The organism is Serratia sp. TSA_198.1, assembly GCF_052686505.1.
This window is the reverse complement of the sequence record NZ_JBQZFP010000001.1, coordinates 731,385-753,779: the sequence shown is the minus strand read 5'-3', so window position 1 is coordinate 753,779 and position 22,395 is coordinate 731,385. Positions and strand designations below refer to the sequence as shown.

Here is a 22,395-nt window from a genome sequence, read left to right as displayed (position 1 = left end):
CCGGGCCTCTAAATCGTTTTTAAATCAATACGGGTATCATTAAATGTCCCAGTTCTTTATTGAACGGCCTGTTTTTGCCTGGGTGATAGCGCTATTCATTATTCTTGGCGGTATTTTGGCCATTCCCCAATTGCCGGTGGCCCAATATCCGGCCGTTGCACCGCCCAGCGTGTCGATAACCGCTACCTATCCCGGCGCTACGCCGGAGACGATGAACACCTCAGTGATCTCCCTTCTTGAGCGCGAAATATCGGGGGTCGATAACCTGCTTTATTTTGAGTCGTCCAGCGACACCTCGGGGATTGCGTCCATTACGGTGACGTTTAAACCCGGCACGGACATCAAACTCGCCCAGGTGGATATTCAGAACCAAATAAACGTGGTTGAACCTCGCCTCCCGCAAGTGGTGCGCCAAAATGGCGTGAACGTTGAGGCCGCGAACTCGGGCTTTCTGATGATGGTGGGGTTGAAGTCACCTTCCAGGCAATATCAGGAAGCCGATCTGAGCGACTATTTTGCCCGTAATGTCACCGATGAGCTGCGTCGGGTGCCTGGGGTCGGTAAAGTCCAGTTATTTGGGGCAGAGAAGGCCATGCGTATCTGGCTGGATCCCGTCAAAATGTTCACTTATAAGCTGTCGGTTAATGATGTGATCACCGCGCTTAGCCAACAAAACCTTTTTGTTTCGCCGGGCAGCATTGGCGATGAGCCGGCGGCAAGCGGGCAGCGGGTGACTTATCCGCTTACGGTGAAAGGACAACTCTCTTCTCTGGCGGAATTTCGCAATATTACGATTAAAGCGAACGGCAATGGCTCGCGCTTAACGCTGGCGGATGTCGCTCGAGTGGAGTCCGGTCTGCAAAGCTATGCATTTGCGATCCGTGAGAATGGCTTGCCCGCGACGGCGGCTGCGATCCAGCTTGCCCCTGGCGCGAACGCCATCAGTACGGCAGAAGGGATCCATGCGCGGCTTGCCGATCTCTCGGTAAACCTGCCGCAGGGGATGACGTTTTCTGTTCCTTTCGATACGGCGCCGTTTGTCAAACTGTCGATCGAGAAAGTCGTCCAGACCTTCATTGAAGCGATGGTGCTGGTCTTCCTGGTGATGCTGCTTTTTCTGCACAAAATACGTTGCACTCTTATTCCCGCCATTGTGGCGCCGGTGGCGTTGTTGGGCACATTCACCATCATGCTGTTCAGCGGTTTTTCCATTAATGTCCTGACAATGTTCGGCATGGTGCTGGCTATCGGCATTATTGTAGATGATGCGATCGTGGTCGTGGAGAATGTGGAACGCCTGATGGAAGAAAAGGCGTTGTCGCCGAAACAGGCTACACGCGAGGCAATGAAGGAGATTACCCCCGCAATTATCGGCATTACCCTGGTGTTGACTGCCGTATTTATCCCTATGGGTTTTGCCAGTGGCTCGGTCGGCGTCATTTACCGACAGTTTACGCTCTCGATGGCCGTGTCCATTCTGTTTTCAGCCTTTTTGGCCCTGACGCTGACGCCGGCCCTCTGCGCGTCCTTATTGAAACCGCATACCCAAAAAGAAGGCCCCGGTGGCAAATTTTCACGCGGATTCAATCGCTATTTTAACGCCTTAGCCGTTCGTTATCAGTCAGGACTGGGATATGTGTTAAAGCGTACCGGGAGAACGATACTGCTTTATGTCGCGATTTGCGGCGCACTGCTGGTGGCCTTGCAAAATCTGCCTTCATCATTTTTGCCGGAGGAGGATCAGGGCTATTTCATGTCATCGATTCAATTGCCTTCAGATGCCACTATGGCGCGGACGCGCGAAGTGGTGGAGCGCTTCGAAGCTACCATAGCGACGCGTCCGGTTGTCGCGAACAATATCTCGATCCTCGGTTTTGGCTTTTCGGGGTCGGGCCCCAATACGGCGCTGGCGTTTACCACGTTAAAAGACTGGCAGTATCGAAACGGCCAGACCGCTCAGGACGAAGCCGATTTTGTTCAGACAGCCTTAAGCAGCATACCGGACGCCACCACCCTAAGCCTGTTGCCACCGGCCATTTCTGATATGGGGACCTCATCGGGGTTCACGCTGTATATTGAAGATCGTGCCGGAACAGGTTATTCCGCGTTGAGGCAGGCGACGGAAAAGCTTGTCGAGCTTGCCAATCAAAGTTGGGTATTAATGGATGTTTACATTGATGGCTTAGCGGAGGGTATCAGTGTTTCACTGAATGTCGACAGGGAAAAAGCGGAAGCCTTCGGCGTTTCATTTGACGATATTAGCCAGGCGATCTCCGCCGCTTCGGGTTCTTATTATGTGAATGACTATACGGACAACGGCCGTGTTCAGCAGGTTATCGTCCAGGCCGATACTGCTTACAGAATGCAGTTAACGGATTTACTGAAGGTTTCCGTCAAAAACAAAACGGGCGAAATGGTGCCGCTTTCCGCTTTCGTTACTGCTGCCTGGGCTCAGACACCACGCCAATTAAACCGATATCAGGGGTATCCTGCGTTAAAGGTGACGGGCAGCGCTGCGCCTGGCGAGTCCAGCGGTGCCGCCATGGCGGAAATGGAGCGGTTGGCGAGCGAATTGCCGCAGGGCTTTAAAGCCGAATGGGCCGGCAGTTCGTTGCAGGAAAAAGAATCCACCGCTCAGCTCCCCATGCTTATTTTGCTCTCTATCCTGGTCGTATTTATGGTGCTGGCCGCGCTTTATGAAAGCTGGTCAACGCCTTTGGCGGTGATGTTGGTCGTGCCATTGGGCCTGGCAGGGGCGGTATGCGCGGTCATCGTGGCGGACATGTCGAATGATGTCTTTTTTAGAGTGGGGATGATCACCATCATCGGACTTTCTACCAAAAATGCCATTTTGATCGTCGAGTTCGCCCGGCAGTTGCGTGCTCAGGGTATGGATATCATTGCCGCGACATTGCTGGCGGCCAAACAACGGCTGCGGCCAATTATGATGACTTCACTGGCCTTCACGCTGGGCGTCGTGCCGTTGATGCTCGCGACCGGTGCCAGCGACAAGACCCAACACGCCATTGGCACAGGCGTCTTTGGCGGCATGATCAGCGGGACGTTGTTGGCGATATTCTTTGTGCCGGTGTTTTATATTTCCGTCATGCGTCTGTTTGAAAAAAAGTAAATGCGTATACCCTGCAGCGGAAATGGCCCGGTGCAGGGTAATGGCGCATGATGACAAACTGCGGCTGCCGCCTTGGCCAGAGAAGAAACGCGCCGGCCGATAACTTTCAAGCATTTCCAGCGATTTACCGGTGACCAACTCCTCACTTATCATTCTCCCCAAGGTGGCTGCGCAGGTCACTGCCGGATGCATCACCGCCACGTAAACGCCTGTTGCATCCCCCATGAATCCGATGACCGGGCATCCATCTTCCGGCACAGGCCGCAGCCCTACCGATTGGCTAAGCAATTGCGCCGACTCTGTGCCTTTTAAGGCGACTTTCATCGCCGTGAGCGTGTCAGAGGCGACTCCATCCATTCCGCCGGTTGCCGGATAATCTTCCACGGCTAAAATATCCCCGTTGCGGGTATGGCGAACCTCTATGTCATGGCCTGAAATCAGGGTGTTAACTACGTGGCCTGTCGCGCCGTACCGCAATAAAATGGCCGGCGAGGCCATGATCGGCAGCGGGGTACCCATGGCATCGAGCAGGGGCGATATACCTGTTCCGCACGCCAGGATGAGGCAATCCGCCTTCAATACGCCCTCTGACGTCTCGATGCCGGTAATTTTGCTTCCTGCTCGGGTAAACCCGATTACCGCCGTCTGGGTTTTGAGCGTGGCCCCGAGACTACAGGCTTTATCCAGCAGGACACGAGTGGCGTCTATGGGATCGACAGCCCCATCTTGCTGCGCATAATAAGCCCGTTGCGGCGGGTTATTCAGCGCGGGTTCAAGTTGGGATATGCCCGGTTGCCGAAGCAAGCTATCGTCGGCCTGGCTCTCCAGTGAAAAATCGTCGTAACTGAGCGCTCCCGTCCAGTTCACCCAGAGTTCCGGTATCTCTTTTTCCAACCGATGCCAGTCCGCCACCGAGGCGCGACGAAGAAGGGCATCTGGCGCATCATCACTCACCGTAGTGTGTATCCAGCCAAAAGAGCTGCCGGTGGCCCCAGCAGCCGGGTGATCTTTATCGATAACGGTCACTTTTATCCCGCGGCTGGCCAGGTGATAAGCTATCGAAGCACCCATAATTCCCGCACCTACAACAATCATGTGTTTTTCTGTGGCACACATACCGAATCCCTCGTGTCACTGTCCGTTCAATAAAGAATTTTGCCAGCTATCATTCCGGGAGCACCATCTGGATTGCGCGAGTGCCAATCTCGGCCCCAGTGACGGTATCAATGGCTATAGCGTTGACTTCAGTTCCCGCCTCGGCATCCAGCAGACGGAGCAGCTTGCCTTCGCCGCGGTGCTTTTTACCCCAGGCGCCAATCATGATAAGCACCGGCAGAAAGTCGCGGCCAGCCTCGGTCAAAATATACTCTTCGCGCAGCGGACGCTCTGAATACTGCCGCTTCTCAAGCAGATTCTCTTCGGTCAACATCGCCAGCCGTTTGGTCAGCATGGTGGGGGCAATCCCCAGGCTTTTGCGGAACTGGTCAAAGCGCGTCATCCCGGAGTTGGCATCACGCAGGATCAGCATTGTCCAGGCATCGCCGAGAAAAGCGACGCTGCGGGCGATAGGGCAGATGTTTTCAGAATAGGAATTTGTGCTCATAATTTTCACCTCACTAACTACTGAAACGATACTATCACGCAGGCTTGTCTCAGCCGACTCCTTTTTAACTATCATTTTAGTATTGACTAACTACTAAAACGATACTAACTTAAAGCGGGTCATCACTGCGACCTGGCGGTGCCGGTACGTGCCAGCGGCATATTTATCCATCACTGATATCTCTATTGCACTGCGGAATGTGAAACCACACCGCCTTTTGGAAAAGCTCATTATGAAAAAGACCGTCTTAATTACAGGTGCATCATCGGGTTTTGGACTGATGCTCGCCAACAGCCTTCACCAGCAGGGGTTTACCGTTATCGGCACCAGTCGCGAACCGGAAAAATACGCGGCTAAAGTCCCGTTCAGGTTGTTGAAATTGAATATTGACGACGACAGCTCAATTACTTCGTTTGTTTACGAATTATTCCAGTTCACTAAACAGTTGGATGTGCTAATTAATAATGCCGGTTATATGGTGACCGGCCTTGCCGAAGAAACGCCGATTGAACTGGGCAGACAACAATTTGAAACCAACTTCTGGGGCACGGTTAAGCTGACCAATGCCTTGCTGCCTTATTTCAGGGCGCAAAAGCAGGGGCAAATCATTACGGTCAGTTCTATTGTTGGCCTGATCGGCCCACCAAACCTGTCTTATTACACGGCTTCCAAACACGCCGTTCAGGGTTATTTCAAATCCCTGCGCTTCGAGCTGGATCAATTCAATATCAACGTCAGCATGGTCGAGCCGATGTGGTTTAAAACCAACCTGGCCCACAATGCCGTTTCCGCGCAAGGCCGTAACATTGCCGACTACAACACCTATCGCAAGCAGGCCATGGCCGCAACGCAGAAGGGCATTGATGAAGCCGAAGCGCCTGATGCGGTGATCAAAACCATTTCCGGCCTGATAACGGCGAAGAAACCGAAATTCAGCAACCCTGTGGGGAAAATGAGCAGAATAATCCTGTTCCTTCAGCACCACATGCCAAAAATCTTTGAAGGTGAAATTCTGAAAAGCGTGAAGTCTGCATAACAGAAATAATGTCTGCGACGTTTAAATGACTTCAATGAGGGACTGACCATGAAATATTACTTGTGCAAATTTATACCGCCGCGAGCTAATTTCCTGACTACGATGTCTGCCGACGAACAAAAATGGATGCAGCAGCACGGTGACTTTCTAAACGAGCTGCTTGCCCAAGGCCTGATCGTGGCTCATGGCCCGGTGATTGATGAAAAGGGTGGCTATGGCGTCTCGCTCTACCAAATTGCCGATGAACAGGATATCGCTGCCATTACAGCGGAAGACCCCATTGTGAAGAATGGTGTCGGCCACTACGAACATTACTCCATGTTGCATTTGAAAGCCCGCGGTTAACCTCAGCCGGCGAAACGTTATCGCCCGTGAGAGGGAGTTATCCCGTGACCAGACCTCGAAGGGTAAAGATTGCTCTTCGAGACCTGGAGCCGACAGCTGAAAATTATCGGCTCCACCCCTATCTGGCAACTGCATCGGGGCAATTGTGCGCCAGTGTTAGTGCCGCCAAATTGTTCTCAATCCAGTCCGCTAAATCCCGAACTTTGGCCGCAGCTTCTTTTCCAAGTGGCGTGAGCGTGTATTCCACGCGTAGCGGGACGATGTTGTAGTCATAGCGGTTAATCATGCCGTCTTTCTCTAATAACTGCAGAGTTTGAGCCAGCATTCGCTCACTGACTCCCCCGATCCTGCGGCGAATTTCACTGAACCTCAGTGTTCCGGGCAGCAACGCGATCAGAATAAGTACCCCCCAACGGCTGGTAAGATGGCTCAAGATTTCGCGTGAAGGACAGGCCGCGACCATTACATCGCCACGCAACATTTTTTCGGATAAAGGTTCAATCAAGGGGTTTGTCATAACGCCTCTTTGGACAGGTGAAATAATGCCTTACTTACTTTTTTGTACGTACTTACTATAAATTAGTGCATGGTCTATAGTCGAGTTGTGATTAACCTGCACAATCAAATTTCAAGGAGTTTTGCCATGACTATTGCCATCACCGGTGCCACAGGCCAGTTAGGCCGTATCGTTATTGATAAGCTTAAACAGAAAGTGGCGGCCAGCGACATCGTTGCTTTGGTACGCACCCCGGAAAAAGCGCAATCGCTTGGGGTTAGCGCGCGTGCTGCCGACTATGCGCAACCGGACACGCTCGACGCAGCGCTGGCCGGCATCGACAGTCTTTTGTTGATCTCTTCGAGTGAAGTCGGTCAACGTACCGTCCAGCACGCCAATGTGATCGCCGCCGCGAAGAAGGCGGGCGTGAAGCACATTGTCTACACAAGCCTGCTCCACGCGGACGTCTCGCCTCTGAACCTGGCCGGCGAACATATGGCAACTGAGACCGCGATTAAGGCCTCTGGCCTTTCCTACACGATCATGCGCAACGGTTGGTACACTGAGAACTACACTGGCTCCGTCGGCGCAGCACTGGCCAATGGTGCCTTTATGGGAAGCGCAGGTGAAGGCCGGATTTCATCGGCCAGCCGTGAAGATTTCGCAGAAGCGGCAGTGGCGATTTTGAGCAGTGCCGGCCACGTGAATGTGACCTACGAATTAGCCGGCGACACGGCATGGACACTGAAAGATCTGGCAGATGAGGTATCCCGCCAGACGGGCAAGGACATCGCCTACCTTCACCCCAGACAATATTTGAGCCTATTGGCATAGCCGCAGCTTTGCTGGGAGCGGGGTGCATGGCAACCGGCGTCTGGTTAACACGCCGCTGGCAGATAAACATGCCGGTAATGGCGTTGACTGGTTGGCAACTGGTGTTGGGCGGAATGATGTTAGCACCCGCGGCGTGGCTTTTAGACGCACCTTTACCCACACTGACCGCTTCACAATATGCCGCTTACACCTATTTGAGCCTTGCCGGCGCGTTTGTGGCTTACGGCTTGTGGTTCCGTGGCATCACCCGTCTTCCTGGTGTTGCGGTGGCTTCATTGGGATTACTCAGCCCGTTAACTGCCGTTTTGCTCGGCTGGATCATGCTTTCTCAGACCCTCAGCAGCGCGGCTCTCTTTGGATTCATCATAGTGCTGATTAGCGTGCTGGTTGTACAGCGCTCGTCAGTTCGCGCTAATTAAAACCATCAACTCTTCATTTAAACAGGATATCAGACAATGAGTTACCCCTGATGATAGTTGCAGTGGGATACCCGGAAGATGACTGTTTGACGCAAAAAATCCGCCGGCCGCTTAGCGAAGTACTGTCTTTCGTTTAAGTGTTGCAATGTACGCTGATAAAGATCTTTGCCAGATTTTCTCTATTTTTATCAACGTTCTGAAAGAGATCTAGCAACAACCATTTGCGGCTCGTGGCAGCTCAGGTCAGCCAATGACAGTGGCCAGTAAGGATCGCGTTATGGACTAGGGGGGCCAACAATGGCATTTAGTGACAATGTCACTAAGTTATGTTAAATGGCAGGCTAGATAACCAAGTGAATGACGCGGATGATATTCTGGTATTTCACCTGAACACGTTGAAATCGCCCCTGAGGCTTTTGGCATGCTTTATGAGGAGAAGCTGGCCAGAAGTAGTCAGAATTCTGCGAGCTACGGCGAAAAACCCAGGGCATTAAAGAATGCCAATAGTTACAGTGAGGAAGTGCTGAGGTATCGGCTGATTTAGGGGGAATTAACGGTGCGTTTTGGCGAAATCTGCAAGGTTATGGCAGCCAGTTAATTTCAGATTTCACGTAGCGCGATCAAAAAAGAAGGGCCTTTTGACCGATTCCACCGGTTTCTTGCCCGTGCTTCAATCACTGGAAGGCCCAGATCCATCTGCAGGCGACGCGGCGACGCGTAACAATGCAAATATCGTCGACGAATTACTGCATGACGATTTTGAAGAAACCAGGTGCTTGGACAACGCTATGACAAAAACGGTAAACAGTTGCCGCGCTGGAAAATGGAAACTGACCATCCGCAGGGTCAGCTAACGATGATTGCCGGGAGCATTGCTGAGATATAAAGTTTTCAGCTTGATGCAGACGGCAAGGTGGCTCGTCGCATAGCGCGTTCGTCAATCTGGTTGTGTTGTCTTCATTAGAAAGCGGTGGTTATTGGCAAACGCTTTTTCATCAGGACACGGCGATCGATGAGTGAGACCGGGATGTTTAAACCGGGATGTGCCTAAGCAAATTCTGCGAAAGAAGCCGGCAAAGACTGAAGGTGAGGAGAGTTAGAGTCTAAAGGAATAGCCCGGTGCGTATCCATTGACGCTATTTAACATAATATACATTATGCGCACCTAGATAAGGATACGTAGATTCTGAGGTTTTGGCCTTTGTCATGACCTTATCCGCATCTCGCCTCAGATTGTGCTTTGCGCTAGCCATACTGTTCTTCCTCCGCATTCAGGATCTTCGAAAACCATCTTCACAACGCGAAAGCCATTTTCATGCAGCAACTGCCGATACTCTGCCGGCGCCAGGCTCGAATGATACAATGGCTCGCCTTCAAATGTGCCAATCGCTTCGCCATCACTTGTGCCACTGGTAAACATCAATGCTGCTTTGCTGCCAGCATGCTTGCGGAAAACGCTGAACATCTGACGTTGGTCATTACGAGTAAGATGAAAAAAACTGTCCCAGGCAATCAGCCCACCAAAAGTTTCATCCAGTGCCAATGCTCGCATGTCTGCCACTCGCCACTGCTGATGCGGAAATGTCTTCAAGCATGAGTCGATCATTGATCCTGAGCTATCAATCCCCAGTACGCCAAAACCTTGTCGAATGAAATATTCGGCGATCGGCGTTCCATTACCGCAACCGATATCCAGGAGCCTTGCATTTGTCGGTACCAGATTCAGGAATCTGTCCAGCCAAGGCCGCTCAAACAGATCCGTTGTCCGCAACCTTTTCCAGGCTTCGGCATGCTGTTCGTATAAAGTGATGATCTTCGCGGCCGCAGAATGTGTCATTTGCTCTCTTCTTTTTGATCGCGCTACGTGAAATCTGAGAAATATTGGCATACTTGGGCTTACAGAATGCGTCAATAACACGTCACTTTTTGCTCTTTCAGCCATTTTTGGCCTGCAGATTTCACCAAAATACGTCGTTTAGATGCTGAAAATTAACACGCATGGCCCACGTTAAGTGACATTGTCACCTGAAATCACCTGCGTAAGCGACGGTTCTGCCAGGAAATGTGCCGACAGATTATCAATAACCAACTGGACCGTTGCGGCAATGGCCTCGGGAGATCGCCCGGCGATATGCGGCGTTAAAATAACGTTGGTTAACCGTGCAAGCTCCGGCGGTACGGCAGGTTCGCCCTCTACCACATCAAGAGCCGCGCCGGCGATGCGTTGACGTTGCAGGGCGTTGATAAGTGCCGGGGTATCCACCACGCTACCGCGCGCAATGTTGATCAGAAAGCCGTTTGGGCCCAGAGCATCAAGCACCTCCGCGTTAACAATGTGGCTGGTTTGCCCGCCGCCAGGGGTTGCGATCACCATAAAATCGGCCCATTCGGCTAAGGCAACCGGGCTTGCACAATAGCGATAAGGCGTGTCGTTACGTGGTTGGCGGTTGTGGTAAGCCACGTGCATCTCAAAGCCCCTGGCCCCGCGTTGGGCAATCTGCATGCCGATATTACCGAGACCGAGGATCCCCAGTTTTTTGCCGAAAACCATCGGGCGCGGTTGCCGTGCTTGCTTCCATTCCCCCCGGCGAACGGCCGCATCGGCCTGCGGGATCCCGCGGGCAATGGCCATCAGCAGCGTTAACGCGTGGTCGGCAACCGAGGCATCATTGGTGCCGGGGCCATGCGTCACGACAATACCCCGCGCCTGTGCGGCCATAAGGTCAATATTTTCGTAGCCCGCACCGAGTGCGCAGATGATTTCAAGCGCCGGCAGCGCGGATATCTCGTTTGCGCTGAGCCCAATGGAACCGTTGGTCAGTACCGCCTGTACATCGACCCTTGGTTTTTGCGCCGTCCATGCCGCTATCGAGCTGGCGGCATGGACGCTAAAACCAGCCTGTTCGAGGCAGGTATGATGTTCGTGCGCAAGTTCAACCAGTATCAGAAGATGGCGTTTCATAGAAAATGTTCCGGCGGCAAGAATGGCTATCGCCAGAATACCGCGATGGTGCCCGGACCTTAAGCCGGAAAGTGCTGATTACGAATCTGCGCTGTATTAAACCAACGACGCGAGGAAAGGCTGTTCCCGCAGCCAGGCGATCGTTAACTCCCCTATTACTTCCATTAATAAATCAGCCGTTAGCTCACTGCTGCGACGATATGCTCGCGCAGCCATTGATGCGCCGGATCGCGATGGGATCGTTCGTGCCACAGCATGGCCATTTCAAATCCGGGGACCTCGATAGGTGCTTCAACCACCTGTAGCGCCCGGTTATTGCGCACCAGCCGCCAAGGCAGCATGGCCACCAGATCGGAGCTGGCCAGGACAGACATGATGAACAGGAAATGAGGAACCGAGAGCACCACCTGGCGCTGCAGGCCAGCCTCCGACAATACGCTGTCCGTATTGCCGAAAAATCCCCCGCCGTCCGGCGATACCACCACGTGCTCCAGCCGGCAGAACTGTTCCAGCGTAGGGGTTACCGCCAGTTGAGGATGACCGGCGCGGCCTGCCAGGACGTAACGTTCGCTAAACAGGGTGCGCCGCCGCAGATTCTCTGGCGCTCCTTCATGAGTATGAAAAGCAAGATCAATTTCCCCTTGCTCCGCCTGCCGGGCCAGGCGAGCGGGCACGGCTTCGAACACCGCCAACCGGGTGCCTGGAGCCAAAGAACGCAGGCCAATCAAGGCGGGCAAGACGATGGTCGACTCACCATAGTCTGAGGCGGCCACTCGCCAGGTATTGCCGGCGCTGGCGGGTTCAAAAGGGCTCGCGGGCGCCACGGCTTGCTCCAGCGCCTCAAGCGCCTGCCGCAAAGGCTCGCGCAACGCCTCGGCTCGCGCGGTCGGCCGCATGCCTCGTGGCCCCGGCAGCAACAACGGGTCGCCAAAAATCTCTCTCAGCTTGGCGAGATGCACGCTAACCGAGGGCTGAGAGAAATTAAGGCGTTGCGCCGCTCGCGTCACATTATGTTCGGCGAGCAAGGCATCCAGCGTCACCAGCAAATTGAGATCCAGCCGTCTGAGATTAGTCATGGTAATACCTGGAATGTCAGAAATTCATTTCTACTATACCTGACAAAAACCTACCCTGCTTTTATCTTGCAACGGAGGTCTACCATGAATGTTCTTCTTGTCTACGCACACCCAGAACCGCAGTCGCTGAACGGTTCGCTGAGGGATTTTTCAATCAAGCGGTTGGAGGATGCCGGGCATACCGTTCAGGTATCCGATCTTTACGCCATGCAGTGGAAAGCCGTGCTGGACGCGGATGACAGCACAGCAACACAAACGGGCGAGCGGTTCGATCCTGTACGCGATTCCCAACGTGCATTTGCCGATGGGCTGCAAAGCAAAGACATTGAACTCGAACAGCAAAAGCTGCTGTGGGCCGATGCGGTGATCCTGCAATTCCCGCTGTGGTGGTTCTCGATGCCGGCGATCCTCAAAGGCTGGGTTGAGCGGGTTTACGCCTACGGTTTCGCCTATGGCGTGGGGGAACACTCCGACACCCATTGGGGCGATCGTTATGGTGAAGGCACGCTGGCCGGCAAGCGCGCCATGCTGATGGTCACCGCCGGTGGTTGGGAAACGCATTATGGCCCGCGGGGCATCAACGGACCTATGGATGATATTTTATTCCCGATCCAGCATGGGATTTTGCATTACCCCGGTTTTGACGTACTGCCGCCGTTCGTGATCTACCGAACCGACAAGATAGACCCGGCGCGATTTGCCGCGGCCTGTGAGGTACTAGGGCAACGTTTGGACAGCCTGTGGGATACCCCGCCTATTCCGTTCCGGCGGCAAAATGCCGGGGAATACCATATTCCCGAGCTGTCCTTGAAAGAGCATATCGCGCCAGGCCGCTCGGGGTTCACTGTGCATAGCAGCGATAATCAATAACTCTACCGCGCGCGCCATTTAATACGGCGTGCGCGGTACAGGGCTAGTTCAAATTGGCGATAAAGGCTCGATACTCTGACGCGCTGCGTTCAATATCATGATGATTTAAGGGTTCAACTTCGACGTCAGGGGTATTTTCCTTGCCGTAGAATGCGTGGAATGAACCGTATTTTGCCCGCACATAGTCAACTGTGATTTCAAAAGGCCGCAAAATCTCATCCAGTGAATACTTATATTTGCCCTCCTGCGAGTAACCCTTAGCGCTGATCCCCGCCGTGACGGCCAGTGCCACCTTGCGATCTTTCATCTTATAACCGCTGCTTGAACCATAGGCCCAGCCATAGGTCAGTACATCATCCAGCCACTTCTTCAGGAGCGGCGGCGAACTGAACCAGAATACCGGAAACTGCAGAACGATTTTTTCATGTTGCTCAATCAGTTGCTGCTCTTTTTCGACATCGAACCGCCAGTCTGGATAGACCTTATACAACTCATGAATGGTATAAAGATCGGGATATTTCCTCAGCTCGGTCAGCCAGGCTTTATTTATCATCGAGTTTTCAATATCAGGATGCGCGACTACTACCAGCGTTTTCATTCAGACTTCCCCTTTCAATGAGTTCACCGGGGCATCATATGCTATGCTTTATTAATGTAAAATACGCACACTGACTACATATACTAACCTTTAGGAAAGTATCAAATGAACGTTGAATATATCTGCAGCCCAACGGGCATCGACCTCGAACAGACCGGATATGGCTATACGCTGTCGGTGATCAGCGGGAAATACAAAATGATTATTATGTACTGGTTGGCGCAATATAAACCGGTATTACGTTTCAACGAATTGCAGCGCTGCATCGGCACCATTTCTTATAAAACGCTAAGCTCGACGTTAAAAGAACTGGAAAGAGACGGCATCGTCATCAGAAAGGAATATCCGCAGATCCCGCCCAAGGTCGAATACAGCCTCTCGGAGCGAGGCCGCACGTTGATCCCGGTCATAGATATGATGTGTGCCTGGGGGGAAACTCACCGCGCTGAAGCGCTCAGCCCTGCGGACGAATAAATAATTGTTCGGTCATCGGTTGGCCCCACTGTTCACCCTGCTGTTCTTCTGTAAGGACAAAACCGACGCTTTCATACAGATGCCGGGCCGCATCCAGCCCTTTGAACGTCCACAGGTGCGTTTCACGGAATCCGCCTTCATCGCAAAAGGCCACCGCCCGGTTCAGCAATCTCCGGCCCACGCCGCTGCCGCGCAGGCTGTCATCGATGATAAAGGCACGCAGATGGGCGCGATTATCGCCCAGTGACTCGCCGTCGATGGAAACCGAACCGACAATTCGGCCGTCGCTGAGCGCAGACCAGGTCTCGTTCACCGGATGAGACAGGCGCCCAGCGAGATCGGCCAGCGCCGCCCCTACTGTAGATTCAAAAAATGCGCCGAACCCAACCGTCCGCGAATAATACTGCATATGCATTTCCAGCGTTCTGGCGACAAAACCGGGGCGGTAACCACTGGCAATCTCTACCTCAGGTACCGGCAACGCCCCGTCACCGACCCGGTGCGCGCGCAATGCGGCAGCATAGGTTTGCAGACCGGCGGCAATGCCGGCACCGGCCGCCGCCGGCAGAGTGCCCAGAGCATTCAGCACCTGCCGTTCGGCAAAGCGATTAATCCCCGCCAAGGTTTGCCGCCCTTGTTCCGTCAGCCGCAGAATTTTCTCCCGCGCGTCGCGCTCGCTGGGTTGCGTAACCAGTTCCCCTGCCTTGATTAACTTGTTCAGCATGCGGCTTACGCTGGATTTTTCCAGATTGAGCACCGTACACAGCTGCGCGGCGGTATCAACCTGCCGATCGCCGATTTCGATCAACGCATGCACGGCGGAAGGCGGCAAATCTGTCCCCGCCAGAGTGCTGCCCATAAAACCCAGCTCGCGCACCAGATGGCGTGACGCATCCCTGATAGGCTGCAAATAAAGACGGCTCTCGGCGGTGGGCATCATAATGGCCTCTCCAATAAAGTTGCATAATACAACCATATCAGAGAAAGCCACAAATTCAAGAGTACGAATCAAAACCCCTGCTCTGGCCGTTGCAGGCGGCGTCCGTTTCCTATCACTCCTGCCGCCAGCATCAGTAAAACTGCGCCGCCGATCAACGGCGCGGCCCCGCCGATGGCATCCAGCAAATGCCCGCCGACAGCTCCGCCCAGCATGATGGCTAACTGAATGGATGCCACCATCAGGCCACCGCCGCTCTCCGGTTCGTCATTAATCTCTCTGGCAAGCCAGGTAGACCAGCACACCGGAATGGCCGCGTTCAGCATGCCCCATCCGACCATCATCAGCGCAACACCAGCAAATACATGGCCCGCGCCGACCATGCCGAGGGTCACCACCGCCAGGCCGACCGGCAACCAAACCAGCAGCCGATACAGGTGATTGCGCTGCAGCATGGCGCTGGCGAAATGCGTGCCTGCGAAACCTGCTGCCCCCAGGCCCAACAACAGCAAGGAGAGTTTGTTTGAGTCAACACCGGTCGTGCCTTCCAGAAAAGGACGGAAATAGGTAAATGCGGCAAAGGCACCGGCAAAGGTCAGCATGACCGCGAGCATACCTATGGCGACATGGCGGCGTTTGAGCAAACCGAACAGGCGTGTGAGCGGAATGCTGGCCTGTGGCGGCATCGACGGCAGGCTTTTCGCCTGCCAGACGAGGTTGATCAAAACCAGAGGAACCAGGCTCGCAAACACCCAACGCCATCCGAAGTGCCCCCCCATATAAGCGCCAATCGGCGCTGCAAATGCGGTGGCGACCGCATTACCCATGTAAATGGTGCCGAGCGCGTTGGGGATCCGGTGCGCAGGAACCAGGCGGATCACCGTAGCGGTAGCCAGCGACCAGAAACCGCCCACGGCCAAACCCAGCAGTGCGCGGGCGACCATTAGCAAGGAAAAGCTGGGTGCCAGAGCGATCAGAATCAGTGACAACAGCATAAGCACCGTCATGCTCATCAGTACATAGCGGCGATCAAAGCGGCCTGCTATCGGGCCGATAAACAAGCTGGCCAACACGGCGAACAAACCTGAGATGGAAATTGCCTGCCCGGCCATGCCCTGCGTAGCATGCAGATCGCCCGCGATAGGCGTCAGCAGGCTGACAGGCATAAACTCTGAAGCGATCAGTAGCGCAACGCACAGCGCCATGGAGCCGATGGCACTCGCCAGAGAACTTCTTGACGAGGATCGGGTTGAGGTGGTCATGGGTTACTCCGAAATGAAAATATCCCCGTTAAACGCCAAGGGCATATTATGGGCAATGAAGATGAATGAACGCAGTCAAACACATCAAATTCAATTCCCAAGGGAGATTGTTACGCGCATGATCCCCGGTCGGTTAAGGGCATCGATGCCTGAAGTGATTTTGCCAATTTTGATAACCCCTGCGGCTTCAGGTCCCGGACCTCGGTAGAAAGCAATGTTTCCCCACGGGGCATAATAAGCAATATCCCCGGTGGCGCCGGCATCAGACTCGGGGGCCGCGTCTTGCGAAAGGCGATGTGGCAGCGAGCCACTGATTTTCTCCGCATCACCGTAGTCTTTCAGCGTTAAGGTGAGTGGCAGCAGCTTGACGAAGCTCCGCGCCGTCGGATTATCCTCAAGCGTTGCCGTCAGAGAGGTGGAACCCATGGCTATCCGAATATCATGCATTTTTACCTGCCTGGTAGCATTGGAACTGTCCTGGGCCGCTTGTAATGTGCTGACTGTCAACAGCATAAAGAGCAGTGCCGCATATTGGCTAACCCGCATAGAAGTCTTTTCCATGGCCTGTCCTTTATATTCGACGTGCTGTTAAGCTCAGGTTACAGGCCGCGCGGACCAACGCGGCCTGGGGGGCGGAGACGAAACGCTTACTTCAGATTGCTATGGAAGAAGGAAGCCAGCTTGGCGAACGGGATCAGGTCGGTACGGTCATACAGATCCACATGGCCGGCACCCGGCACTATGACCAGTTCTTTCGGTTGACCGGCCAGTTTATAGGCCTCTTCGCTGAACTCACGCGAGTGGGCTTCAGAACCCGTGATGAACAGCATCGGACGAGGAGAGATCGTCTCAATGTCGTTGAACGGATAGAAGTTCAGGAACTTGACGATACTGGTCAGCGTCGGGTGGGTAGTCAGCGCCGGTGACGAACCTTTAGGGGTGAATTCGCCGCGCGGCGTGCGGTAGAAGTCATAGAACTCACGTTGAATAGCCGGTGTGTCCGCTGTCAATTCATGCACAGTACCACTGACGTATTCGGTTTTTCCGCCCGCGAACTCCACATCACGCTGTTCGGATGCGGCAGCGATCATCTGCTTTCTCTGCTCCAGCGTTTGCGAGTGTTTGAGTCCATTGCGCGCTGCCGCACCCATATCATACATACTGACCGTCGCAACGGCTTTGATGCGCGAGTCGATTTTCGCGGCACTGATGACGAAGCTGCCGCTTCCGCAAATGCCCAGCACGCCAATCTGCTCTTTATCAACCCAAGGTTGGGTTCTCAGGTAGTCAACCGCTGCGCTGAATGCTTCCGCGTAAAGGTCTGGCGCAACGACGTTGCGGGGTTGCCCCTCACTCTCACCCCAGAAAGACTGATCGATAGCCAGGGTGACAAACCCTTGCTCAGCGAGTTTCTGTGCATAAAGGTTCGAGCTCTGCTCTTTCACCGCCCCCATTGGATGCCCGATGACTATCGCGGGATAGTCGGTGCCCTGCTTCCGATTCTTGGGCATATAAAGGTTCCCTACAATCTTCATTTTGAATTGATTGTTAAAGGTGACCTTTTGCGTCGTTACCTTCTCGCTCCGGTAAAAGTTATTTGCACCGTTAGACATATCGGCTGCCATAGAGGTGAATGAACTGACCAGCAGGGCCAGGGATAAAGCTATTTTCTTCATCGGATTGCTCTCGGTTGAAATAGTGAAGTCGATTTCTTCGGTATTGGTATAAGTAAATCGGGGAATCAAAAATCAAACCTGAACGGGGGGCATTTATGTAAACGCCTCACTTCAAGTTTTATTTAAAGGGCCTGTCGACGCAGTCAATATAACAACAACAATTAGAACAATTAATGCCAAAAATCTTTACGCTTTTGTGAGAAAAATTCATCAATAGTTTTCCCTCAGCCTGCATTTGGGTAAGATGATACACACTCAGGCACCCGCCCAATCAACGCCTGAACCCAGCCCCAGAGGAGAAGCAAAATGGATGATCTTAAAGCCTTTCTGAGCATTGCCAGATTGCGGAGCTTTACCAAAGCGGCGGCGGAGATTGGCGTCACCCCTTCAGCTCTGAGCCACACGATCAAAACGCTGGAGGAAAAACTGGGGTATCGCTTGCTGACCCGAACCACCCGCAGCGTGGCCCCCACCGAAGAAGGCGAAATGCTTATGCGTAGCCTGGGGCCCTTATTCGAGCAGATAAACGATGAGCTGGAAAAGTTGGGGGCGATGAGGGACACACCGAGCGGGACGATTCGCTTGACCGGTGCCGATGATTCCGTTCAGTACCTGATTCGGCCGGTGTTGGCGGATTTTCTAAAAAAATATCCTGAGATTAATATTGAAATCGGTATCGATTACGGCTTTACCAATATCGTCCAGGAGCGCTTTGATGCGGGTATCCGTCTGGGAGAGTCTATTGACAAGGACATGGTGGCGGTAAGGATCAGCCGGGACTGGCGATTATGCGTTGTGGCGACGCCCGCTTATTTCCAGCAATATTCCGCCCCGCAAGCCCCTAACGATCTTATCCGGCATAACTGCATTAATATCCGTCATTCAATCACCAGCGGCGTTTACGCCTGGGAATTTGAAAAAGGCAAACGTCAGTTCAGCGTAAAAGTTAAGGGGCAATTCACGGCAAACAGCACCCTGCATCAGTTAGACGCCGTGCTGGCGGGTATCGGCATTGCTTACCTACCCGATTACCTGGTCGCCCCTTATCTCCAGAGCGGGCAACTGACAGAAATTCTCTCTGAATGGTGCCCGTATTTTCAGGGGTATCACCTTTATTATCCTCATCGCCGCCACGGTTCGCCGGCCTTTATGGCACTGGTCGACATCCTGAAGGAAAATTACCGCAAGACTCTTTAGCCACTCGCAGAAGTTCACCTTCGTTATCCTCCCAGAACTGGCGGGAAGATACCGGGAAAGTTTCCCCTAAAGCCAGATCGTTTTTTGGTAAAGAGAGAAATTCCCATATGGAAATAATTTCCTGGCTACGCCCTTCTTATTTTATTTTTTTGGCAAAAATAAATAGGAGAAGACTTAAATTTCAAACAATGAATATTTATTTAATTATAAGCTTATAGTATGTGGTTATATGAGTTTCCTGCAAGCAATGCTCAATATGAAATTTACTCATCGACAAAGGTCAGAATTTACAGCTGATGTTTTTCAGGTAAACTGCGCACAGTCACGGAAATGCTCACTCTTGTGATTACTTTACTTATTTAAGTGCAGTCTATCACCCATTGATCGCAGCCTGATATTTATGATGGGGATATCCGTATATTTTACATGAGAATGCCTGCATGTCCGTACTTAAAACCTTACCCAAACAAATATCGTTATGGGATTTAAACTTGTTCTTCCTTGTAGCTAAATGGCTTAGCTTCAACCGGGCAGCTCAGGAAATGGGTATTACACCTGGATACGTAACTAAATGTATCCATTCGCTTGAAAAAGCTCTGGATACCAAGCTTTTTGTTCGTACTACCCGTCAGGTGATGCTGAGTAAAAGCGGTGAGTTCTTTTTTATTAAAGTTAAAGATATTCTTGGCGACGTTGAAGATGCCATTTTTGGCATAAATGCCTTGCAGGACGTGGCCAGCGGTAATGTGAGGATCAGCTGTAATACTTATTTGGGCCAAAACTATCTGGCACCGGTATTGTCTTTAATGGAGCGGCAAAACCCCGGCTTAAACATATGGCTGGATCTGACCAATCAACAGAACGATTTGATTGCAGACGATATTGATATCGATATCCGCATTGGCAGCGTGAAAGAGCCTCATCTTGTGGCTTACAAAATAGCCACCAGCTTTCGTGTGCTTTGCGCCTCGCCGCTCTATCTCAAACGCCATGGCACCCCTGCGGAGCTTGACGATCTCAGCAATCATAACTGTATCCTGTACCGTCCGCGCGAGGAAAGTATGGGGCTGTGGAGGCTTGCGGACAGCCGCTGCGGGACAGAAAGCAAGGTTAAAGTGAGCGGTACGCTGTCCGCCAGTCACAGCGACGTAGTCAAAACCTGGGCAATTAAAAATCACGGTATCGCCATGCTGCCGCTTTGGGGGGCAGCCCCAGAATTGGCCTCTGGGGTATTGGTCAGAGTTTTACCGCACTACCGGCAATCTGCCGATATCATCGCGGTAATCAAAAATCAGGAGAAGAAGACGCACCTCATTCGTAGCTGCGTAGATTTTATAAAAACTCACTTACAGATCGGCCTTCCCCCCAATAATCATCTTGATGATTAAAAATAGGGATGCACTTCGTTAACGCAATAGCATGGAGCGAAACCGCAATGAAGCAAGGTATAGACATCAAGATTTTTGGCCTTACCGGCAACGTGGAAGATATCAATGCAGAAGTCTATGCAATATTGGATAAATGCTTTTCCCATATCGCCGCAGGAAAAAAAACCGTCAACAAATCAGGCGTATTGGCCTATTTAGTGGAGGAAATAGAAGCGCAATCCTGTGATTACACCAGGAAACTGTACCGCGTTGCGATTGAAATGGTTGGAATGGCGCCTTCTGAATAACCATTTACCTTTATTTTCTTCAAAATGATTACTTCCTGTTTGGAAAGTTACTTTTTCCCTCGGAAGAGTGTACAGCACAAAGAGTCATGACTAGATTTTGTGGATTACGAAAGTGATTCAATCACATGTAATAGCATTATCGATTTATTTTGGCGTATCCTTTCGCCCTTCTTCCCCACCAGCGATATATCCTCGTTCACCGTGGCATTAGCGAATGCACAGGTGGCCGAACAAACCGTAACAGTAGGTAAAATGAGGGGCAGCAATCAATGAGTGGGAAAAACTACATCTATAGCCAATATGATAAGTCCGTTTTGGCTGACGGCAATGATCCATCCGTTTATAAAAGTATCGATCTCTTCTGGCATTATCAGGAGCGCGGTAGTTTTACCCTGAATGGTAAACTGTCTCAGAGCGCCGAGTCGGCAGGGATCAACCTGGCTCGCCCACTGCTAACCTGGAATGGCACAGGTCAGGAGGCGACAGGCAAAGGCGCAACGGTCACTTTTGCCTTCCCGACCTGGAGTGAGCATGATCAAAATGGCTATGGTGATGGCGGGTTAAGCGGGTTGGACGCTACGCAAAGGGCTTTTGCCAAAGCATCACTGCAAGCCTGGGCCGATGTCGCCAACCTGAAATTTAAGGAATTGCCCGCTTCTCAAAGCCAAAATGCGCAAATCAAATTCGGCAATTTTACTCAGGTTAAAGATGATGACTTTAACTATGCGTCGTATCCGCATACGTTAGAAAATAACCAACCTATCCTCGACGATTGGGGCAAAGACATGTCAGGCCAGGTATGGCTTCTTGATCTGCCGGAAAACCGCGATCCTGCTTCAGGCGGGGGTTACGGCGCACAGGTTTTTACCCATGAACTTGGCCATGCGCTGGGGCTTGATCACCCGGGAAGCTATAACGGCGGCGCTCCCACCTATCGAAATGACGCAGCCTACGCGGAAGACACCAACCAGTTTTCCATAATGAGCTATTTCTCCGAGGTTAGCCCGGCGTCCAACCCCACTATCGGCGACTTCAAAGGTTATTACGCGTCAGCCCCGTTGATGGATGATATTGCCGGTATGCAATACCTATACGGTGCCAACACCACGGCGTTTAACACGAGCACCGTTTATGGCTTCCATTCGAATACCGGGCGCGGTTATCTGTCGGCCACCGACAGCAAGAGCAAACTGATTTTCAGTGCCTGGGACACCGGTGGCAATGACACCTTCGATTTTTCCGGCTTTGCCGGCAACCAACGCATTAACCTTAACGAGGGCGCGTTTTCTGACGTTGGCGGGCTGAAGGGCAATGTGTCCATTACTCAGGGCACCCGCATTGAGAACGCCATCGGCGGCAATGGTAACGATATTCTGGTCGGTAATACACTGAACAACCAGTTGAAAGGGGGCGCCGGCAACGACTTTATCTTTGGCGGTGCAGGTGCGGATACCTTATGGGGTGGAGCAGGCAAAGACACCTTCGCTTATGCCGCCGCCTCGAATTCCACCGCCAAAACGCCAGATTGGATCAAGGACTTCACCACCGGCGTCGACAAAATTGATTTGAGCGCGTTTGCCGGTGAAATCAACTTCGTCAAGGCGTTCACTGGCGAGGCCCACGAAGCGACCTTAACCCTCAATAGCGGCAACAGCGTTCTGGCATTGGATCTGCGCGGTCACGATGCAGACAACACCGGCTGGCAACCTGATTTCCTGCTCAAGATCGTCGGCCAGGCTAACGCCAACACGGATTTTATCGTTTAACCCTTTACTGAGGCATAAGCGGGGATCCTCCCGCTTTTT

20 protein-coding genes and 3 pseudogenes are annotated in these 22,395 nt (G+C 52.5%); 12 read left to right on the top strand and 11 right to left on the bottom strand.

From position 1 onward, the window contains the following. Positions 1 to 43: 43 nt before the first annotated feature. Entirely contained in the window at positions 44 to 3,130 is a 3,087-nt protein-coding gene (locus tag ACUTSW_RS03530) for a multidrug efflux RND transporter permease subunit (RefSeq protein WP_445583685.1), read from the top strand. Between the two features lie 69 nt (positions 3,131 to 3,199). Here the strand turns inward: ACUTSW_RS03530 and ACUTSW_RS03525 are convergent. Together ACUTSW_RS03525 and ACUTSW_RS03520 are read right to left on the bottom strand one after the other, a co-directional pair. Then, positions 3,200 to 4,246: pseudogene (locus tag ACUTSW_RS03525) on the bottom strand (NAD(P)/FAD-dependent oxidoreductase); the annotation flags it as partial. 49 nt (positions 4,247 to 4,295) lie between these two features. Next, on the bottom strand, positions 4,296 to 4,733 hold the full coding sequence (locus tag ACUTSW_RS03520) for a winged helix-turn-helix transcriptional regulator (protein ID WP_445583684.1): 438 nt from the start codon (positions 4,731 to 4,733) through the stop codon (positions 4,296 to 4,298). A 148-nt stretch (positions 4,734 to 4,881) separates the two neighbouring features. On the opposite strand from ACUTSW_RS03520, the gene ACUTSW_RS03515 reads away from it, so the two are divergent. Both ACUTSW_RS03515 and ACUTSW_RS03510 read left to right on the top strand, forming a co-directional pair. Beyond that, on the top strand, positions 4,882 to 5,769 hold the full coding sequence (locus tag ACUTSW_RS03515) for an SDR family NAD(P)-dependent oxidoreductase (protein ID WP_445583683.1): 888 nt from the start codon (positions 4,882 to 4,884) through the stop codon (positions 5,767 to 5,769). A 48-nt stretch (positions 5,770 to 5,817) separates the two neighbouring features. Further along, positions 5,818 to 6,114 (top strand): YciI family protein, encoded by a 297-nt coding sequence (locus ACUTSW_RS03510; protein WP_311992632.1) that lies wholly within the window; start codon positions 5,818 to 5,820, stop codon positions 6,112 to 6,114. Positions 6,115 to 6,232: 118 nt separating this feature from the next. Here ACUTSW_RS03510 and ACUTSW_RS03505 read toward each other — a convergent pair whose 3' ends face one another. Further along, positions 6,233 to 6,631, bottom strand: a complete 399-nt coding sequence (locus ACUTSW_RS03505) for a winged helix-turn-helix transcriptional regulator (RefSeq protein WP_445583682.1) — start codon at positions 6,629 to 6,631, stop codon at positions 6,233 to 6,235. Between the two features lie 126 nt (positions 6,632 to 6,757). On the opposite strand from ACUTSW_RS03505, the pseudogene ACUTSW_RS03500 reads away from it, so the two are divergent. The 3 genes and pseudogenes from ACUTSW_RS03500 to ACUTSW_RS03490 all read left to right on the top strand — a co-directional run. Beyond that, a pseudogene (locus ACUTSW_RS03500) lies at positions 6,758 to 7,408 on the top strand (SDR family oxidoreductase); the annotation flags it as partial. After that, a pseudogene (locus tag ACUTSW_RS03495) lies at positions 7,405 to 7,863 on the top strand (EamA family transporter); the annotation flags it as partial. The pseudogenes ACUTSW_RS03500 and ACUTSW_RS03495, both read left to right, overlap by 4 nt. 638 nt (positions 7,864 to 8,501) lie before the next feature. After that, on the top strand, positions 8,502 to 8,717 hold the full coding sequence (locus ACUTSW_RS03490; RefSeq protein WP_445583681.1) for a hypothetical protein: 216 nt from the start codon (positions 8,502 to 8,504) through the stop codon (positions 8,715 to 8,717). A gap of 374 nt (positions 8,718 to 9,091) precedes the next feature. Here ACUTSW_RS03490 and ACUTSW_RS03485 read toward each other — a convergent pair whose 3' ends face one another. The 3 genes from ACUTSW_RS03485 to ACUTSW_RS03475 all read right to left on the bottom strand — a co-directional run bounded on the left by ACUTSW_RS03485 (position 9,092) and on the right by ACUTSW_RS03475 (position 11,901). Beyond that, entirely contained in the window at positions 9,092 to 9,700 is a 609-nt protein-coding gene (locus ACUTSW_RS03485; protein WP_445583680.1) for a class I SAM-dependent DNA methyltransferase, read from the bottom strand. A 171-nt stretch (positions 9,701 to 9,871) separates the two neighbouring features. Further along, on the bottom strand, positions 9,872 to 10,825 hold the full coding sequence (locus ACUTSW_RS03480) for a 2-hydroxyacid dehydrogenase (RefSeq protein ID WP_445583679.1): 954 nt from the start codon (positions 10,823 to 10,825) through the stop codon (positions 9,872 to 9,874). Between the two features lie 179 nt (positions 10,826 to 11,004). After that, positions 11,005 to 11,901 (bottom strand): LysR family transcriptional regulator, encoded by an 897-nt coding sequence (locus ACUTSW_RS03475; protein ID WP_111738462.1) that lies wholly within the window; start codon positions 11,899 to 11,901, stop codon positions 11,005 to 11,007. 84 nt (positions 11,902 to 11,985) lie between these two features. Here ACUTSW_RS03475 and ACUTSW_RS03470 point away from each other — a divergent pair, with 84 nt between their 5' ends. Next, complete coding sequence (locus ACUTSW_RS03470; RefSeq protein ID WP_166729107.1) at positions 11,986 to 12,771, top strand: NAD(P)H-dependent oxidoreductase; 786 nt, start codon at positions 11,986 to 11,988, stop codon at positions 12,769 to 12,771. Between the two features lie 43 nt (positions 12,772 to 12,814). Here ACUTSW_RS03470 and ACUTSW_RS03465 read toward each other — a convergent pair whose 3' ends face one another. Next, a complete protein-coding gene (locus ACUTSW_RS03465; RefSeq protein WP_445583678.1) occupies positions 12,815 to 13,369 on the bottom strand; it encodes an NAD(P)H-dependent oxidoreductase in 555 nt (184 codons plus the stop codon). 105 nt (positions 13,370 to 13,474) lie between these two features. Between ACUTSW_RS03465 and ACUTSW_RS03460 the strand changes: the two genes are divergently transcribed. After that, positions 13,475 to 13,843, top strand: coding sequence for a winged helix-turn-helix transcriptional regulator (locus tag ACUTSW_RS03460; protein ID WP_445583677.1), 369 nt, complete (start codon positions 13,475 to 13,477; stop codon positions 13,841 to 13,843). On the opposite strand, the gene ACUTSW_RS03455 is transcribed toward ACUTSW_RS03460, so the two are convergent. The 4 genes from ACUTSW_RS03455 to ACUTSW_RS03440 form a co-directional block, all read right to left on the bottom strand. Beyond that, positions 13,824 to 14,780, bottom strand: coding sequence for a bifunctional helix-turn-helix transcriptional regulator/GNAT family N-acetyltransferase (locus ACUTSW_RS03455; RefSeq protein ID WP_445584440.1), 957 nt, complete (start codon positions 14,778 to 14,780; stop codon positions 13,824 to 13,826). The genes ACUTSW_RS03460 and ACUTSW_RS03455 overlap by 20 nt on opposite strands. Positions 14,781 to 14,851: 71 nt before the next feature. Next, a complete protein-coding gene (locus tag ACUTSW_RS03450) occupies positions 14,852 to 16,042 on the bottom strand; it encodes an MFS transporter (RefSeq protein WP_445583676.1) in 1,191 nt (396 codons plus the stop codon). A 90-nt stretch (positions 16,043 to 16,132) separates the two neighbouring features. Continuing rightward, positions 16,133 to 16,603: a cyclophilin-like fold protein gene (locus ACUTSW_RS03445; protein WP_445583675.1), complete on the bottom strand. Its 471-nt coding sequence runs from the start codon at positions 16,601 to 16,603 to the stop codon at positions 16,133 to 16,135. Between the two features lie 86 nt (positions 16,604 to 16,689). Continuing rightward, positions 16,690 to 17,718, bottom strand: coding sequence for an alpha/beta hydrolase (locus ACUTSW_RS03440; protein ID WP_445584439.1), 1,029 nt, complete (start codon positions 17,716 to 17,718; stop codon positions 16,690 to 16,692). Positions 17,719 to 18,024: 306 nt separating this feature from the next. On the opposite strand from ACUTSW_RS03440, the gene ACUTSW_RS03435 reads away from it, so the two are divergent. The 4 genes from ACUTSW_RS03435 to ACUTSW_RS03420 all read left to right on the top strand — a co-directional run bounded on the left by ACUTSW_RS03435 (position 18,025) and on the right by ACUTSW_RS03420 (position 22,356). Next, a complete protein-coding gene (locus ACUTSW_RS03435) occupies positions 18,025 to 18,915 on the top strand; it encodes a LysR family transcriptional regulator (protein WP_445583674.1) in 891 nt (296 codons plus the stop codon). A 440-nt stretch (positions 18,916 to 19,355) separates the two neighbouring features. Further along, on the top strand, positions 19,356 to 20,303 hold the full coding sequence (locus ACUTSW_RS03430) for a LysR substrate-binding domain-containing protein (protein ID WP_445583673.1): 948 nt from the start codon (positions 19,356 to 19,358) through the stop codon (positions 20,301 to 20,303). Positions 20,304 to 20,350: 47 nt separating this feature from the next. Next, complete coding sequence (locus ACUTSW_RS03425; protein WP_311992597.1) at positions 20,351 to 20,590, top strand: hypothetical protein; 240 nt, start codon at positions 20,351 to 20,353, stop codon at positions 20,588 to 20,590. 269 nt (positions 20,591 to 20,859) lie between these two features. Beyond that, on the top strand, positions 20,860 to 22,356 hold the full coding sequence (locus tag ACUTSW_RS03420; protein ID WP_445583672.1) for a serralysin family metalloprotease: 1,497 nt from the start codon (positions 20,860 to 20,862) through the stop codon (positions 22,354 to 22,356). Positions 22,357 to 22,395: the final 39 nt, after the last annotated feature.

Coding starts and splice junctions, on each gene's coding strand:
- ACUTSW_RS03530 (WP_445583685.1), top strand. CDS start 44: ATGTCCCAGTTCTTTATTGAACGGCCTGTTTTTGCCTGGGTGATAGCG.
- ACUTSW_RS03520 (WP_445583684.1), bottom strand. CDS start 4,733: ATGAGCACAAATTCCTATTCTGAAAACATCTGCCCTATCGCCCGCAGC.
- ACUTSW_RS03510 (WP_311992632.1), top strand. CDS start 5,818: ATGAAATATTACTTGTGCAAATTTATACCGCCGCGAGCTAATTTCCTG.
- ACUTSW_RS03505 (WP_445583682.1), bottom strand. CDS start 6,631: ATGACAAACCCCTTGATTGAACCTTTATCCGAAAAAATGTTGCGTGGC.
- ACUTSW_RS03485 (WP_445583680.1), bottom strand. CDS start 9,700: ATGACACATTCTGCGGCCGCGAAGATCATCACTTTATACGAACAGCAT.
- ACUTSW_RS03480 (WP_445583679.1), bottom strand. CDS start 10,825: ATGAAACGCCATCTTCTGATACTGGTTGAACTTGCGCACGAACATCAT.
- ACUTSW_RS03475 (WP_111738462.1), bottom strand. CDS start 11,901: ATGACTAATCTCAGACGGCTGGATCTCAATTTGCTGGTGACGCTGGAT.
- ACUTSW_RS03470 (WP_166729107.1), top strand. CDS start 11,986: ATGAATGTTCTTCTTGTCTACGCACACCCAGAACCGCAGTCGCTGAAC.
- ACUTSW_RS03465 (WP_445583678.1), bottom strand. CDS start 13,369: ATGAAAACGCTGGTAGTAGTCGCGCATCCTGATATTGAAAACTCGATG.
- ACUTSW_RS03460 (WP_445583677.1), top strand. CDS start 13,475: ATGAACGTTGAATATATCTGCAGCCCAACGGGCATCGACCTCGAACAG.
- ACUTSW_RS03455 (WP_445584440.1), bottom strand. CDS start 14,780: ATGCCCACCGCCGAGAGCCGTCTTTATTTGCAGCCTATCAGGGATGCG.
- ACUTSW_RS03450 (WP_445583676.1), bottom strand. CDS start 16,042: ATGACCACCTCAACCCGATCCTCGTCAAGAAGTTCTCTGGCGAGTGCC.
- ACUTSW_RS03445 (WP_445583675.1), bottom strand. CDS start 16,603: ATGGAAAAGACTTCTATGCGGGTTAGCCAATATGCGGCACTGCTCTTT.
- ACUTSW_RS03440 (WP_445584439.1), bottom strand. CDS start 17,718: ATGAAGAAAATAGCTTTATCCCTGGCCCTGCTGGTCAGTTCATTCACC.
- ACUTSW_RS03435 (WP_445583674.1), top strand. CDS start 18,025: ATGGATGATCTTAAAGCCTTTCTGAGCATTGCCAGATTGCGGAGCTTT.
- ACUTSW_RS03430 (WP_445583673.1), top strand. CDS start 19,356: ATGTCCGTACTTAAAACCTTACCCAAACAAATATCGTTATGGGATTTA.
- ACUTSW_RS03425 (WP_311992597.1), top strand. CDS start 20,351: ATGAAGCAAGGTATAGACATCAAGATTTTTGGCCTTACCGGCAACGTG.
- ACUTSW_RS03420 (WP_445583672.1), top strand. CDS start 20,860: ATGAGTGGGAAAAACTACATCTATAGCCAATATGATAAGTCCGTTTTG.